Annotated in this window: 12 protein-coding genes; 3 read left to right on the plus strand and 9 right to left on the minus strand. The window is 70.5% G+C overall.

Annotated features, from left to right (window positions below; translation table 11 throughout):
• Positions 1-131 precede the first annotated feature (131 nt).
• Positions 132-533 (plus strand): ChaB family protein, encoded by a 402-nt coding sequence (locus tag ACGFNK_RS14040; RefSeq protein WP_393415621.1) that lies wholly within the window; start codon positions 132-134, stop codon positions 531-533.
• A 65-nt stretch (positions 534-598) separates the two neighbouring features.
• Here ACGFNK_RS14040 and ACGFNK_RS14045 read toward each other — a convergent pair whose 3' ends face one another.
• From ACGFNK_RS14045 to ACGFNK_RS14055, 3 genes are all read right to left on the minus strand, one after another.
• On the minus strand, positions 599-760 hold the full coding sequence (locus tag ACGFNK_RS14045) for a hypothetical protein (RefSeq protein WP_393415623.1): 162 nt from the start codon (positions 758-760) through the stop codon (positions 599-601).
• Positions 761-1,194: 434 nt separating this feature from the next.
• Positions 1,195-1,809, minus strand: a complete 615-nt coding sequence (locus ACGFNK_RS14050; RefSeq protein WP_393415625.1) for a hemerythrin domain-containing protein — start codon at positions 1,807-1,809, stop codon at positions 1,195-1,197.
• A 321-nt stretch (positions 1,810-2,130) separates the two neighbouring features.
• The gene (locus tag ACGFNK_RS14055) at positions 2,131-3,165 is read right to left on the minus strand and encodes a medium chain dehydrogenase/reductase family protein (protein WP_393415627.1); all 1,035 of its coding nucleotides are present in this window, start codon (positions 3,163-3,165) and stop codon (positions 2,131-2,133) included.
• A 197-nt stretch (positions 3,166-3,362) separates the two neighbouring features.
• On the opposite strand from ACGFNK_RS14055, the gene ACGFNK_RS14060 reads away from it, so the two are divergent.
• Positions 3,363-4,028: a TetR/AcrR family transcriptional regulator gene (locus ACGFNK_RS14060; RefSeq protein ID WP_393415629.1), complete on the plus strand. Its 666-nt coding sequence runs from the start codon at positions 3,363-3,365 to the stop codon at positions 4,026-4,028.
• 116 nt (positions 4,029-4,144) lie between these two features.
• On the opposite strand, the gene ACGFNK_RS14065 is transcribed toward ACGFNK_RS14060, so the two are convergent.
• Positions 4,145-4,975 carry an SDR family NAD(P)-dependent oxidoreductase gene (locus ACGFNK_RS14065; RefSeq protein WP_393416251.1) on the minus strand — a complete coding sequence of 277 codons (831 nt, stop codon included), beginning with the start codon at positions 4,973-4,975 and terminating at the stop codon, positions 4,145-4,147.
• A 226-nt stretch (positions 4,976-5,201) separates the two neighbouring features.
• On the opposite strand from ACGFNK_RS14065, the gene ACGFNK_RS14070 reads away from it, so the two are divergent.
• Positions 5,202-6,587: a glycosyltransferase gene (locus ACGFNK_RS14070; RefSeq protein WP_393415631.1), complete on the plus strand. Its 1,386-nt coding sequence runs from the start codon at positions 5,202-5,204 to the stop codon at positions 6,585-6,587.
• 50 nt (positions 6,588-6,637) lie between these two features.
• Here the strand turns inward: ACGFNK_RS14070 and ACGFNK_RS14075 are convergent, their stop codons facing one another.
• The 5 genes from ACGFNK_RS14075 to ACGFNK_RS14095 all read right to left on the minus strand — a co-directional run bounded on the left by ACGFNK_RS14075 (position 6,638) and on the right by ACGFNK_RS14095 (position 13,672).
• Positions 6,638-7,576, minus strand: a complete 939-nt coding sequence (locus ACGFNK_RS14075) for a DMT family transporter (protein ID WP_393415633.1) — start codon at positions 7,574-7,576, stop codon at positions 6,638-6,640.
• Positions 7,577-7,606: 30 nt separating this feature from the next.
• Positions 7,607-9,103: a hopanoid C-3 methylase HpnR gene (gene hpnR, locus ACGFNK_RS14080; RefSeq protein WP_393415635.1), complete on the minus strand. Its 1,497-nt coding sequence runs from the start codon at positions 9,101-9,103 to the stop codon at positions 7,607-7,609.
• Between the two features lie 307 nt (positions 9,104-9,410).
• Positions 9,411-10,088, minus strand: a complete 678-nt coding sequence (locus tag ACGFNK_RS14085; protein WP_393415637.1) for a response regulator — start codon at positions 10,086-10,088, stop codon at positions 9,411-9,413.
• Positions 10,085-11,344 (minus strand): sensor histidine kinase, encoded by a 1,260-nt coding sequence (locus ACGFNK_RS14090; protein WP_393415639.1) that lies wholly within the window; start codon positions 11,342-11,344, stop codon positions 10,085-10,087. The genes ACGFNK_RS14085 and ACGFNK_RS14090 overlap by 4 nt, the downstream gene beginning before the upstream one ends.
• A gap of 111 nt (positions 11,345-11,455) precedes the next feature.
• Positions 11,456-13,672, minus strand: coding sequence for an MMPL family transporter (locus ACGFNK_RS14095; protein ID WP_393415641.1), 2,217 nt, complete (start codon positions 13,670-13,672; stop codon positions 11,456-11,458).
• Positions 13,673-13,772: the final 100 nt, after the last annotated feature.

The raw sequence follows: 13,772 nt of genomic DNA on the forward strand, positions 1-13,772 counted from the left end.
GTCGGCATGATCGCCTTGGGCGTCCTGCGGTCACCGCTGGCCACCGAGGCGCAGGGGCTGCCGTTTCTTCCAAGGTGAGCCGGGCACTCGTTTCTCTCTCCGCCCGCACCGGAGAAGGGGAGGTGAGTCCCGTGCCGGGACAGCAGGAACTGCCGTCGACTCTGGATCGGTCGCCCAAGGACGCGCAGCGCACCTGGGTCAAGGCGCATGATTCCGCCGTCGAGCAGTACGGCGAGGGGGAGCGGGCGCACCGGGTTGCCTACTCAGCACTCAAGCACAAGTACGAGAAGGTCGGCGATCACTGGGAGCGCAAGGAGAAGCGGCGCAAAGGCCCGTCCGATCCGCTGGCCGCACGCCCGCGGCAGCGGGGCGGGCGCAGCGGCGAAGGGGTGGACGAGCAGGCCTCCAAGCAGCATCTCTACGACGTGGCCAAGCGACTCGGTGTCGAGGGACGGTCCCGTATGACGAAGTCCGAGTTGCTGGACGCCGTACGCAAGGCAAATCGTTCCAAGACCCGCAAGGCCCGAAGCTGAACCGGCCCGCGGCCCCTGAGGCGGTCGGCAGCGAGCGCCGGAACGTCGAAGGAGCCGGCGCCGGTTTACGACTTCGTGTCGGGCTCATTCCGGCGGGACTCGAAGCCGGTATGGCCGTTCGGGCAACGGGGAATCTTGTCCCCTTGCTTCACGTGGACCTTCTCGCTGCACTTGGCGCAGTAGAAGTCCCCGGTCTTCTGGGCCTTCTCCCCGGCGTGAGCTGTCACCGTCTCCACCTCCTCCACAGAGCAGGGATACGGACCGGACTGACCGAGATCCACGCAGCAGCGCCATCGTTGTCACGCCGCCTCACCGGCCGTGGTCCGGGGGCCGGGGAACGGGATTCGGCTTGGGCGAAGGGCCGGGCGGAGGCTCAGGCACGGGACGCGGCGGCGGAGGGCCGGGCGGCGGGTCGGGGCGGCCGGGCCCCGGCGGGGACGGCGTCGGCCGGGGAGGCACAGGAACGGGCGGCTCGACCACAGTCGCCTCCTCCCCGCACGGAAAACATCGAACCCGCAGCGATGCTGGGGGCGGCACTGCCTTCTGCGGAGTTCTGAACGCCGGGACCCGGCAGACTCCACACGCCGAACGTCCGCAAGGATCGATGGCAGCAAGCCCGCCGATGCTCCACCATGCCGTGCGGCGCCCTGCGGCGGCGCTGTCAGCCGCTCCCGCTGTTCTCGGCCTCGTGTACCGCCCGGGACAGTTCTTCCTTGTTCATCGTGGACCGGCCCTCGATGTCGAGTTCCCGGGCCTTCTCGTACAGCTCCGTCCGGGTCTCGCCTTCGGTCTCCTGCTGGCGCCCGGTGTCGGTGCCGCCGCCGACTGCCGCGAGAGGCTGCCCCGCCAGTTTCCGGGATCGCCGTTCTGCGAACTCCAGGCCCAGTTCGTGCAGCCGGTCGGAGCCGACGGCCTCGCTCAGCGCGGGCAGGATTTCGTTCTCCTCCTCCTCGACGTGCTGGAGCACAGCGCCGACCCAGTCCTCCAGAGCTCGGTCGAACTCCTTGCTCTCCCAGTCCATCTCCAGCAGGTGCTTGCCGAGGCTCTCGGCCTGGTGGTGCTCCTCGGCGGCATGCTCGGCCTCTGCTCTCTCGTCGGCCTCCCGGGCCACAACCGGATACACCCGGTCCTCCTCGGCCTCGCTGTGAGCCTCCAGCATGGCCACGGCCAGGGGGAGCGCCAGCGGCCGGGAGTTCCTGTCCGTCTTCATCATGTCGAACAGGCGCTTCAGCTCCCGGTGGTCGGTGGTGAGCATGGTGATGATGTCGTCAGCCATGGCAGCCCCTTCGTCTCTGACCTGAGCGTTCCGCTGGCGCCCTTCTTCCGCCCACGGGTTTCCCTGCCGGGTGGCCTTATGCGTAGAAAGGCACTTGAAGACCGGTATCGGTGCATATGGTCGAGCTCCGTCAGGCGGTAGCCCCGGCTGTATGAGCATGGGTGAACCGTTCAACACCGTGGGCCCGGTTTTCAGCCAGAACGTCGGCGTCGGGGAAGGCGGTTATGGTTCCGGCCGGTTCAGGTCACCGGGCGGCGACTCCGCGGATGGAGCTGCCGTCGCCGCCGTCGAGGAGGGCGACGTGCACGGGCTCGGTACGAGTCACGGCGCCACCAGCACCACCTTTCCTGTGACGGTGCCGGACTCCGCCAGCCGCATGGCCTCGGCGACACGGGTCAGCGGCAGCTCCGCCGCTATCTGGGCCGTGACCTCGCCGCGTTCCAGAGCGGCGAACACCTGGCTGAGATCGGCGCGCAGGCGGGCGCGGAAGCGGTCCTTGGCGAAGGCCCGCCCGGCCCAGACGTTGAAGAAGTACGCGCGACGGCCGTTGGGCAGGCCGTTCCACAGCCACACCCGGCAAAGGATCTTCAGTACGGGCCACTGCTTGGATCCCGAGTCGTCCCGGGTCGCGGCGCTGCCGTACGAGACGAGCGTGCCGCCGGGCGCGAGCAGCCGCCACGAGTCGATCACGCTGCGCCCGCCGATGTGGTCGAACACGGCATCCACCCCGCCGGGGACGAGTTCCCGGACGCGTGCGGGTACGTCCTCGGACCGGTAGTCGACCGGGACCACGTCCAGCTTCCGCAGCGCGCCGTGGTGGCGCGCGGACGCCGTACCGATCACTCGTACTCCCGCGATGCGTGCCAGCTGGACCAGTAGCGAGCCGACACCGCCGTTGGCGCCGTGGACGAGGATGGTCTGCCCGGCGCGCACCCGTGCCTTGCGGTGCAGCATCTGCCAGGCGGTGATGCCGTTGACCACTGCGGTCTCCGCCTCCGCCGCGCCCACACCGGCGGGCACCTCCACGACGTCCGCCGCGTCGAGGGCGACGTGGCTCGCCCAGCCGCCGACCTTCGTCAGCGCGGCGACCCGCTTGCCGACCAGGCTGGGCTGCACACCCGCGCCGGCCGCCAGAACCGTCCCGACGAGGTCGTAGCCGGGCACGAAGGGGAATGGCGGCTGGTCGTAGTACCGGCCGCGGCGCATCTGTTGCTCGGCGAAGGACACTCCGGTCGCCTCCATGCGGATCAGGACCTGTCCCGCGCCCGCCGTCGGCACGGATCCGTGCCGGATTTCGAGCCCGTCCGGCTCGACCTTGCCCGGCAGGACCACCTCGACGAGTTCTCCGACGCTCATGACGACCTCCGTTGAATGCGGTGGGATGTGATGTGGGTGTTAGAAGCTGTTATCTACGTTAGAAGCTGTAACTAGCTTGCGAGAGGTGTGCCGGGTCCGTCAAGGCCTGGCGTGAAATTTAATTAGAGGCCATGGCGGCAGTGATAGGTTCTAACTCCAGAAGGGGCTGCAAGCATGCAAGCAACAGAGAGGCGGCCATGACGGGAACCTCGAAGACCCCCCGCGAGCGGTACCGGACGCAGGTGCGCGAGGAAGTGAAGGAGCGGGCGTGGGAGCAGATCGCCACCGCTGGGGCGTCCGCGCTGTCCCTCAACGCGATCGCCAAGAGGATGGGCATGAGCGGCCCGGCGCTCTACCGGTACTTCGGCAGTCGCGACGAACTGATCACCGAGCTCATCAGGGACGCGTACCGCAGCCAGGCCACGGCGTTCCGCGCCGCCGGCGAGGAGGGCGCCGACCTGGCCGGACTCGCGCACACGCTGCGCCGGTGGGCCCTCGAAGATCCCCAGAGGTACTTCCTGATCTACGGCACGCCCGTCCCCGGCTATCACGCTCCCGACGACGTGACCGCGCTCGCGTCGGAGATCATGTCGACCCTGCTCGACGCATGCGCGGCAGCGTCCGCGGACTCGGAGGACTCGGCGGGCACGGGCACGGCGACGGCTTTCGGCGACCACCTCGAGCACCACCGCCAGTGGGCACGCGGGCACTCCGCCCCGCCCGCCGCACTGCACCGGGCCCTCTCCTTCTGGACCCGGCTGCACGGCGTGCTGTCCCTGGAACTCGCCGGCCACTTCACGGGGATGGGCTTCGACCCCTCCCTGCTGTTCACGGCCGAGCTGGACGGCCTGCTGCCCCGCTGACCGAACCCGGCACGCGCGCGGTGCACAGTCCCGCGATGCTTGCGCCGATCACACAGCCGGTCCGGTTCAGGGTGCCGACTTTGGTGACGTCCATCCCTGCTCGCCGCGCAGCAGCGTCAGCCGAACCGGGCCGCGAGACGCCGGTACAGCGCCGGTGCCGCGCCGTGCAGCCGGCCGGGCAGACGGAGCCAGCCAGGCACGTACACCTCGTCGCGGTTGTGGGTGATGGCCTGCCAGACGGCCTCGGCGACTCGTTCGGCCGGTACCGGTCTGGGGCGCGAGCGTATGTACGGAACGCCGCGTCGTTCGAAGAACGGGGTGTCCACGACCCCGGGCATGACATGGCTGATGCCCACGCCTGTGCCGCGCAACTCGTAGCGGAGCGCCTCGGCGAAGGTGCCGAGGGCGGCCTTGGCGGCGGAGTAGACGGCCTCGTCACGGACCCCGAGGCAGCCGGCGACGGAGCCGATGAGCACCACCCGGCCGGTGCCCTGGCTGACCATGCCCGGCAGCAGGAGCCGTACCAGGTGCACCGGCGCCAGGACGTCGACGGAGAACACCTCGTCGATGGCCCCCGGCGGCATGGTGTCGAACGGCCCCGCCCAGCCGATGCCGGCCCCGGCCACCAGCAGATCAACCCGGCCTGCGGAGTCCAGGACATACTCGGCGAGCCGTCGGTCCGCCCCTGGCTCGGCCAGATCCGTGGGGAAGGCGGCGGCCGAGGTGTCGTTGGCGCTCTGGTCGAGGTCCTGGGCGACTCGCTCGAGCCGCGCCCGGTCGCGCCCGTTGAGTACGAGGTGCCAGTTGCCCTCCGCCGCCAGGCGCCGTGCGACGGCGGCGCCGATGCCCGAGGAGGCGCCCGTCACCAGGGCCACGCTCGTTCTGGGTGCCGCCGCATCGGCCAGGTGCGGGTGGGTGTCCGGGTCCGTCCCGGCCGTGGTGCCGATGGGCGCGGTGGCTTCGGAGTCGGTGGGGGATGAGTTGTGGGGCACGGTAGTCGTCCTCTGCAACCGGTGAAGCCATATGTCGGTTGGTGACGGGGTACTCCGGGCTCAGTGTACGAAGAGACCGCCCTGCCCGCCCGGCCCGTGCACGGGCAGTCGTACGTCGCCGCTCGCGCCCCCTGCCCCAATCCCTGGTAGGAAGCGCAGGCCGAGGGGTACTACGAGTGCCATGGGTGATTCACTTTCCGGGCTTTCGGGACCTTCCGGACTTTCCTTCGCCGAGGCGTACGGGCTTCCGGGTACCGGCCGGGCGCACCACCCTGTCCCCTCCGTCGCTGTCCTCGTGGAACTGCTCAGGAACGGCGCGTCCGGTGGTCACGTCAAGTGCTGGGAGCACTTCGCCGAAGCCGCGGCCGGGCACACCGGGCCCGGCGCCGGTATCGACCTGACCGTGTACGTCCTCGGCGAGCGGGAGGGCGTGGAGCCGCTGTCGCCCCGCGTACGGTTCGTCAGCCTGCGGCCGGTGCTCAGCACGGCGGCCCTGATGCCCGCGATCGGCGGAGTCGACATCGTCGATCTCGCGCCCTTCCACCCCGGGCTGTCCAGGCTGCTGCCCCGTCACGACGTCTGGCACCTCACGCACACCTTCGCCTTCGCCTCGACGGCGGCCCTCCTGGTCCGTCGCGCGGACCGGGGCAGGACACCGGCACGACCGGGTGTGGTGGGGTCGCTCCACACGGACGTCCCTGCCCTGGCGTCCGTGTACCTGAAGCAGATGCTCGGCAGGACCCCGGCCCTGGCCTGGATGGACGGGCGGTTCCCCGGCGGGGGCGCGCCGGAGGCGGTCGCCTGGCTGGCCCGGCGGCGGCGCGACCGGCTGATCCGGATGTGCGACCGGGTGCTGGTCGCCTCGCCGAACGACCGCGCCGAGATCACCGCGCTGACGGACCCCGACCGGGTCTCCCAGCTGCGGCGCGGCATCGACCGCGAGCGGTTCCGGCCCGATCCCTGGGCCCGCGGCGCCCTCGCCCGGGCCCACGGCGTACCCGTGGACCGGCCGCTCATCCTGTTCGTGGGCCGCGTGGACGCCTCCAAGCGTGCCCCGCTGCTCGCCGAGGCGGTGGACCGGCTGAGACGTCAGGGGCATGCCGTACATCTGCTGATGGTCGGCACGGGTGCCGACCGGGGCCGGGTCGCGGAACTGCTCGGCCCCGACGTGACGCTGCTCGGGCCGCAGCCCCAGGAGTGGCTGGCCCGGGTGTACGCCGGATGCGATGTGTTCGCCTTCCCGTCCCGGACGGAGACCGTCGGCAATGTCGTCGCCGAGGCGATGGCCTGCCGCCTCCCCGTGGTGCTGCCCGCGGGTGCCCGGACCACGCAGTGGCTGGCCGGGCCGGGGCGGGACGGCCTGGTCGTACGGCACGACGACGCGGAGGGCTGGGCGCAGGTGCTGACCGAGCTGGTGACGCGACCGGAGCTGCGCGGTGTGGTGGGGGAGCGGGCGGTCGCCACGGCCCGGCACCGGCACCCCACCTGGGCTCAGGTGTTCGCCGAGGACCTGCTGCCGGTCTGGCACGAGGCGGCGGCCATCGGATCGGCCACACGCCGCATGTGAGCCCGACCTGGTGGCCGTCGACGCCCACCACGACGGGAGGAGGGTGCGCGCTACGGCCGGAAGTCCGTCGTGTGCTCGGCAGCGGCGCGCCCGCCGCCGGAACCGTCAGCAGGCGAGGAACGGTGCGTCCCGCGTGGATGCAGCGCGGCGATCAAGGGCGACGAGTTGAGCCGTACGATCCCGAAGACCGTGAGGCACACACCCAGGACCGTAAAAGCTGACGTGGGCCATCCGTGGTTCAGTGACTCCCCGAACAACGTCGTGCCGGTCGCGATGGCCACGGCCGGTTCCGTCGCGTCGATCACCGTCATCGTGGCGGCCAGCGGCCCCGCCTGGAAAGCGCTCTGGATCAGCAGCAGCCCGGTGAAACTGGCGATGACCAGCAGATACGTCTGCCAGGCCGTGAACAGCGCGAGCAGGCCCCGTTCCACGTGCGCGACGGTGATGGTCAGCAGCACGGACTGGAAACCCATCACCGCTCCGCCGGCCAGGGCCACGAGAGACGCCCGCCACGTACCGCTCACGAACCGGCGCGCCACCAGCGCGCAGATCGTCACCCCGCAGACCGAGCCCAGCGTCATCAGCCAGGGGCCGAGATCCGCGTCCGTCGAGCTGCCGCCGTGCGGCCGTGCGGTGGACAGGGCGAGCGCCAGACCGGCCGCCACCGCGAATGTGCCGATCCACTCCCGAACGCCCAGCCGCTTGCGGCTGAGCCGCGCGGACAGCGGCACCGCGAAGATCAGCTCGCAGACGATCAGCGGCTGCACCAGGCTGAGCGGTGCCGAGGACAGGGCCAGGGCCTGGAACCCGTAGGCGATGAAGGCGAAGGCGATCCCGGACAGCCACAGCGGCCGCCGGACCAGATGGCTGAGCAGGGTCCAGGAGAGCGCCTCCTCGGCGGGCCGGGCGCTGGCCGCCCGCTGCTGGAGCACTCCTGCCAGGGCGAAGCAGGCGCCCGCGGCGAGTGAGGCGAGGACGGCGACCGGCATACCGGACCCTGTTCCGGGACTCGCGGCCGGTCAGTGCTGCGGCCCGGGCGGCTTGGCGTGGGCGGCAGGCCGGGTGTGGACGTACAGCTGGCGGCGGTCGCCGAGGGCGGTGTGCGGGGGCAGGGGCAGTTCGTAGCGGACCGGGCGGGCGTGGTCGGCGAGTTGTCGCTGCGGGTTGTAGACCCGGTTGAACTTCCACAGCATGCGGGCGAAGTTCGTCTGGCCGTGGGCGAGGTTGCGGCCGAGGACGCGTGCCGCGCCGAAGGCGGTGCGCAGACCGAGGTGCTTCTGGTGCAGTACGGCCTGGGTGCGGACCAGCTCCCGGTAGAAGACGTCGAGCGGCAGTGCCGTGGGCACGACGGCGTGCTGGATGTCGAAGAGCCGGTAGTCGCGGGTGGTCAGCCGGCGCGACTCGGTGTGCCAGATCTCCGTACCCGGATACGGCGTCATCACGGTGAGGTGGACGATCTCCGGTACGGACAGCGCGAACTCGCGGACGACCCGGAAGCGTTCCTCGTCCCAGGCCGGGTCCACGATCAGGTTGATGGCGACGCTGATGCCGAGTTTGCGGGCGGTCTCCAGGGCGTGGAAGTTCTCGTCCGGGCTGACCCGTTTGCGATACAGCTCAAGGCCCTCCTCGTCGAGCGCCTCCATGCCGAGGAACATGTAGCTCAGCCCCAGCCGGGCCCAGCGCTCGAAGACCTCCGTGTGGCGCAGCAGCACGTCGCTACGGGTCTCCAGGTAGTAGCGCTTACGGATCCCCCGGCGTTCCACCTGCGCGGCGATGGCATCGCCGTGCTCGGGGCGGATGAAGGCGACGTCGTCGACGATGAACACGTTCGGCTCCTTGATGGAGGCGAGCTCGTCGGCCGCCGCTTCCGGGGACGCCTTGCGGTAGCTGCGGCCGTAGAAGGTCCACGCCGAGCAGAACGAGCAGTCCCAGGGGCAGCCGCGGGTGAACTCGATGGAGGCGCACGGGTCGAGTTCCCCGATGAAGTACCGGCGGCGGTGACGCATGAGGTCGCGGGCCGGTCGCGGCGTGTCGATGCCGTGCAGAAGCTGCGGGGCGGGCCCGTGGCCGTCCGCGGTGACCACGCCCGGGACGCCGTCCACACCGCCGTCACGGACCGCTTCGAGCAGCGGGGCCACGGCCGGTTCGCCCTCCCCGCGGACCACCGCGTCGACAGCGCCCTCCGCCTGGGCGAGCACGTCCTCGGCGACGAAGGAGACGCTGTGGCCGCCGAAGAAGACGAAACAGCCGGGCACGGCCCGTTTCGTCCACTCGGCGATCTCGATGGCCTCCGGAATGTTGGCGAGGTAGTTCAGCGAGATGCCGAGCGCTTCCGGCTGGAAGGACGCCAGTTCCGACCGCAGATCCGCGTGGTCGAGCACCTGGAGGTCCACCACTCGTACCTGATGACCTGCGTCGCGGGCGGCGCCGGCCACTCGTTCAAGACCGAGTGGTTCCAGCCTCAGGAAGATCTCCGAGTACAGCAGGGCGCTGGGGTGGACGAGCAGTAGGCGCATGGGTCACCTCGGGACGAGACGGCTGCCGCTGTTCAAACAATGCCAGCGCCTCCGGCTTTCGGCTTCTTGGGCGGGTTGCCTCCGGCGGTTGAGCGGGGCGCCTACAGGGGTGGTGGATTGCGGTTCGTTTGCGGGTGCGGGTTCCTCGTGGCTTGTCGCGCAGTTCCCCGCGCCCCTAAAAACCTGCGCCTTGGCCACAACCCGGACTACGACGCACCTAAGGGGCGCGGGGCGTGACACTGTGCGGCTCCGCCGCGTGGGCGCGAGCAACCACAATGCACCCGCACCCGACAACGAACCCACCCGCTCAACCGCCGGAGGCAGGGCGCACGAGCCCGGACTGGTAGGCGATGACGACCAGTTGGGCGCGATCTCGGGCATCCAGCTTCGTCATGGCGCGCTGCACGTGGGTGCGGACGGTCAGCGGGCTGAGGACGAGGACGTCGGCGATCTCCGCGTTCGACTTGCCCTCGGCGGCCAGAGCCATCACCTCGCGTTCGCGGACGGTCAGTGCGGCGAGGCGTTCGGGCGGAGCCAGATGGGGGCCGGCCTCCGGGGTGGTGAGGAAACGCGTGATGAGGCTGCGGGTGGCCACGGGCGACAGGAGTGACTCGCCGGCGGCCACGGTGCGGATGCCGTCGAGGAGCGCGTCCGCCGTGACGTCCTTGCCGAGAAAACCGCTCGCTCCGGCGCGCAGGGCCTGGGCGACGTACTTGTCGGTCTCGAAGGTGGTGAGGATGAGCACGCGGGTCGCGGACAGGTCCGGGTCGGCGCAGAGGGCGGCTGTCGCGGCCAGACCGTCCATGCCGGGCATACGGATGTCCATGAGGACGACGTCGGGGCGGTGGACGCGGGTGAGGTCGAGGGCTTCGCTGCCGTCGGTGGCCTCGGCGGCCACCTCCATGTCCTCGCAGGAGTCGATCAGGATCCTGAACGTCGCCCGCAGCAGGGCCTGGTCGTCGGCGAGCAGTACGCGGATGGTCATGTGGTCTGTTCCTTCGGTGCTGCGTCGCGGGTGTCCCGGGCGTTCTGGGCGTTCTGGGCGTCCTGGGGATGCAGGGGCAGTGTGGTGGTGACCTCGAAACCGCCTTCGGGGCGAGGGCCGGCACAGAGCTCGCCCCCGACGGACTGGGCCCGCTCTCGCATGCCGACGAGGCCGAAGCCGCGCCCGGCGGCCGGGGCGTCGGCGGCTGCGGGAGCCGTGGCCGTTCCGTTGTCGGTGACGGTGAGGGTCAGCCGGTCCCGGGCGTACTCGAGCTGTATGGACGCCGCTTTCGCGGAGGCGTGTTTCGTGACGTTGGTGAGAGCTTCCTGCACGATGCGGAAGGCAGTCAGGTCCACTCCCGGTGACAGCGGCCGGGGAATGCCCTCGGTGGTGACCGTGACCTTGATGCCGGCGGTCTGGCAGGCGGCGGTCAGTTCGGGGAGCCGGGCGAGTCCGGGGGCCGGTTCCAGCGAACCATCGGAGTCGTTGGCCTGGCGCAGCAGGCCGACGGTCGCCTTGAGTTCGCGCAGGGCCGAGGACGTCGTACCGGCAAGGTCGTCGAGGATCTTCTGGACCTGGTCGGGGTGGCTGCGCGCGAGGTGGGCGGCGGTCCCGGCCTGGGCGTTGGCCAGCGCCATGTGGTGGGCGACGACGTCATGCAGCTCACGCGCGATACGCATGCGCTCCTCTGCGACCCTCAGGCGGGCCTCCTCCTCGCGGCTGCGTTCGGCGTAGTCGGCACGGGCCTGCACGGCATCCAGATAGGCACGGCGGATCCGGGCCCCGCTGCCGGCCGCCACCGGCAGCAGCACCCAGATGGTGGGGGCGAGCGTCTGCAGGACCAGCGGCATGTCGGCGCGGTTGGCGACCACCACCGTGATCTGCAGCAGTGCGATGGCGACGAAAAGGTAGACGCGTGTGGTCCTGCGGTCGGTGAGGGCGGCCAGCCAGTAGAGCGCCGCCATCACCGGTGCCATCAAGAGGGGGTTGAGCATGTAGCCAAGACCACCGGCGGTCATGACACAGACCATGGCGACGACGACGGCGGTGCGGGGGTGAGAGCGATGCCACAGCAGGACGACACAGGTCACGACCGCGAGCAGTGCGACGGGCGTCAGCTCGTCCGGCTGGTCGTGCTCCGGAAGGCTGAGCGTGCCGCCGAGGACGGTGAAGCAGAACAGCGCGGTGGATGCCACCAGGTCGGCGGCACGCGGATGGCGCTCGATGTACCGCTCCAGGTCCAAGTCGATGCTCATCGGATCTCCGGTCAGAGGGTTGGGGACCATCGTGGACGATGTCGCGTCGGAGCGGCCGGCGAGGGCCGCGCGCGTCCACTGCGGGCGGCCCTCGGGCGCGGGTCCGGGGGATCAGACGCGCGCCGCTTCCCGGTCGGCCGGTTCGGCCGGGACCGAAGTGAGGGCGGGGGACCGGAGGGTGAGGGCCTCGCCCTCCACGTCGATGTCGGGCAGCAGCCGGTCCAGCCGGCGGGGCAGGTACCAGGCCTTGTCCTCGAGAAGGGCAAGGACGGCGGGGACGAAGGCCATGCGGACGACGAACGCGTCGAACAGGACGGCGATGGCCAGCCCGAACCCGATCATCTTGATCATGGATTCGCCGGCCCCGATGAATCCGGAGAACACCGCGATCATGATCAGCGCGGCGGCCACGACCACACGGGCGCTGTAGCGGAATCCGGAGACGACCGCCTGCGCGGGCCGGTCCCCGTGGACGTACGCCTCTCGCATCCGGGAGACCAGGAAGACCTCGTAGTCCATGGCGAGACCGAAGACGATGCCCACCAGGAAGATCGGCATCAGGCTCATGATCGGACCCGTCTCGGTGACCCCGAGGAGCTCGGCACCCCAGCCCCACTGGAAGACCGCGACGACTGCGCCGAGAGCCGCGAGAACCGACAACAGAAAGCCCAGGGCCGCCTTGAGGGGCACCAGGATGGACCGGAAGACCACCAGCAGCAGCACGATGGCCAGGCCCACCACGACCACGAGGTACGGGATCAGCGCGTCCTGCACCTTCTGGGCGACGTCGATGTTCACCGCGGTGGTGCCGGTGACCTGGAAGGAAGCCCCGTCGCCCGCGGTCTCGATACCAGGGCGCTCGTCGCGCAGCGACTGGACGAGATCCTTGGTCGCCTTGTCGCTGGGCCCGGTGCTCGGGACGGCGGAGAAAACCGCGGTGTCGCCCGCGGGGTTGAACTGGGCCGGCGAGATGGAGACGACCCCCTTCGTGGCACCGACCCGCTCGGAGATCGTCGTCACCGCGGCCTTGGGATCATCGGCCCCCTTGGCGTCCACGACGAAGGTCAGCGGCCCGTTGAAGCCGGGACCGAAGCCGTCGGCGAGGGCGTCATACGCGCGGCGCTCGGTGGTCGACGTGGACTTGACCTCGGCTCCGGGCATACCCAGCTGCAGCCCCGTCACCGGTATCGCGACCGCACCGAGGCCCACGACGCTCAGGAGCAGCACCGTGACGGGACGGCGCAGGACGAAGCGGGCCCAGCGGCTGCCTCCGTTGTGCTCGCCACCCTCCTTGGTCTTTCCGCTCTTGCGGGTGCCACGCGAGAGCACGGCGTTCGGCCAGAAGCCGAGCAGCGTGGGGACGATGGTCAGCGAGATCAGTACGGCGACGACGACGGCGCCCGCCGCGGCCAGGCCCATCTTGGTGAGCATCGGGATACCGACCACGGACAGCCCGGCCAGCGCGATCACCACGGTGAGGCCGGCGAAGACGACCGCCGAACCCGCGGTGCCGGTGGCAAGGCCCGTCGCCTCCTGCGGCGCATGGCCCTTGGCGCGCTCCTCGCGATAGCGGGAGACGACGAACATGGCGTAGTCGATGCCGACCGCGAGCCCCAGCATCATCGCCAGCGTGCCGGTCGTCCCGGACAGACCGAAGGTGCCGGCCAGGGCCGTGATCGCGGCCATGCTGACGCCGACCCCGAGCACCGCCGTCAGCAGCGGAAGCCCGGCGGCGGCCATCGAGGCGAAGGTCAGCATCAGTACGAGGGCCGCGATGGCGATACCGATCGCCTCGGCCGCCGCGCCCGCTGCCGGCTGGCCGGCCAGCGCGTCGCCGCCGACCTCGACGGTCAGGCCCGCGTCCCGGACCTCGTCGATCGCGTCCTCGACGGACTTCTTGTCGGCGTCACCGAGTTTGTCGGCGCTCACCTTGAAGTTGACGGTCGAGTACGCCGTCGTGGCGTCCTTGCTGACCGCCTGCGCCTTGAAGGGGTTCGCCGCGCTCGCGACCTCGCGGCCGGCGGACGCCTCGTCCACGAACTCCTCGATCGCGGACCGGTTCTCGGCCGCGGTGACCTTCTGCCCGTCCGGGGCGACGAAGACGATCCGGGCCGTCGCACCGTCGGCGGTGGAGCCGGGGAACCTCTCCTCCATCAAGTCGAACGCCTGCTGGGACTCGATGCCGGGCATCGACATGCCCTCGTCGGGAGCGGCGGGTGCCTTGGCAGCACCGAGGCCGAGGGCGCCCAGGACCGCCACCCACAGCAGGGCGACGTACCAGCGTCGCCGGAAGGCCATGCGGCCCAGTCGATAGAGGAAGGTAGCCATGGGGTCAGGGGTCTCCACATCTGGTCTCGGGAACGTCCCCAAGACTCCTGGGATACGGCCCTTCCTGTCGTCGTGCGCCTGCCGACAATGCCGTGTACTG

Origin of the sequence: Streptomyces sp. NPDC048825 (genome assembly GCF_043198355.1) — a bacterium.
Lineage (GTDB): Bacteria > Actinomycetota > Actinomycetes > Streptomycetales > Streptomycetaceae > Streptomyces > Streptomyces xiangluensis.

Excerpts from the sequence above, each read along its gene's own strand:
- ACGFNK_RS14050 (WP_393415625.1), bottom strand. The coding sequence starts at position 1,809 with ATGGCTGACGACATCATCACCATGCTCACCACCGACCACCGGGAGCTG.
- ACGFNK_RS14055 (WP_393415627.1), bottom strand. The coding sequence starts at position 3,165 with ATGAGCGTCGGAGAACTCGTCGAGGTGGTCCTGCCGGGCAAGGTCGAG.
- ACGFNK_RS14060 (WP_393415629.1), top strand. The coding sequence starts at position 3,363 with ATGACGGGAACCTCGAAGACCCCCCGCGAGCGGTACCGGACGCAGGTG.
- ACGFNK_RS14070 (WP_393415631.1), top strand. The coding sequence starts at position 5,202 with ATGGGTGATTCACTTTCCGGGCTTTCGGGACCTTCCGGACTTTCCTTC.
- ACGFNK_RS14075 (WP_393415633.1), bottom strand. The coding sequence starts at position 7,576 with ATGCCGGTCGCCGTCCTCGCCTCACTCGCCGCGGGCGCCTGCTTCGCC.
- hpnR (WP_393415635.1), bottom strand. The coding sequence starts at position 9,103 with ATGCGCCTACTGCTCGTCCACCCCAGCGCCCTGCTGTACTCGGAGATC.
- ACGFNK_RS14085 (WP_393415637.1), bottom strand. The coding sequence starts at position 10,088 with ATGACCATCCGCGTACTGCTCGCCGACGACCAGGCCCTGCTGCGGGCG.
- ACGFNK_RS14090 (WP_393415639.1), bottom strand. The coding sequence starts at position 11,344 with ATGAGCATCGACTTGGACCTGGAGCGGTACATCGAGCGCCATCCGCGT.
- ACGFNK_RS14095 (WP_393415641.1), bottom strand. The coding sequence starts at position 13,672 with ATGGCTACCTTCCTCTATCGACTGGGCCGCATGGCCTTCCGGCGACGC.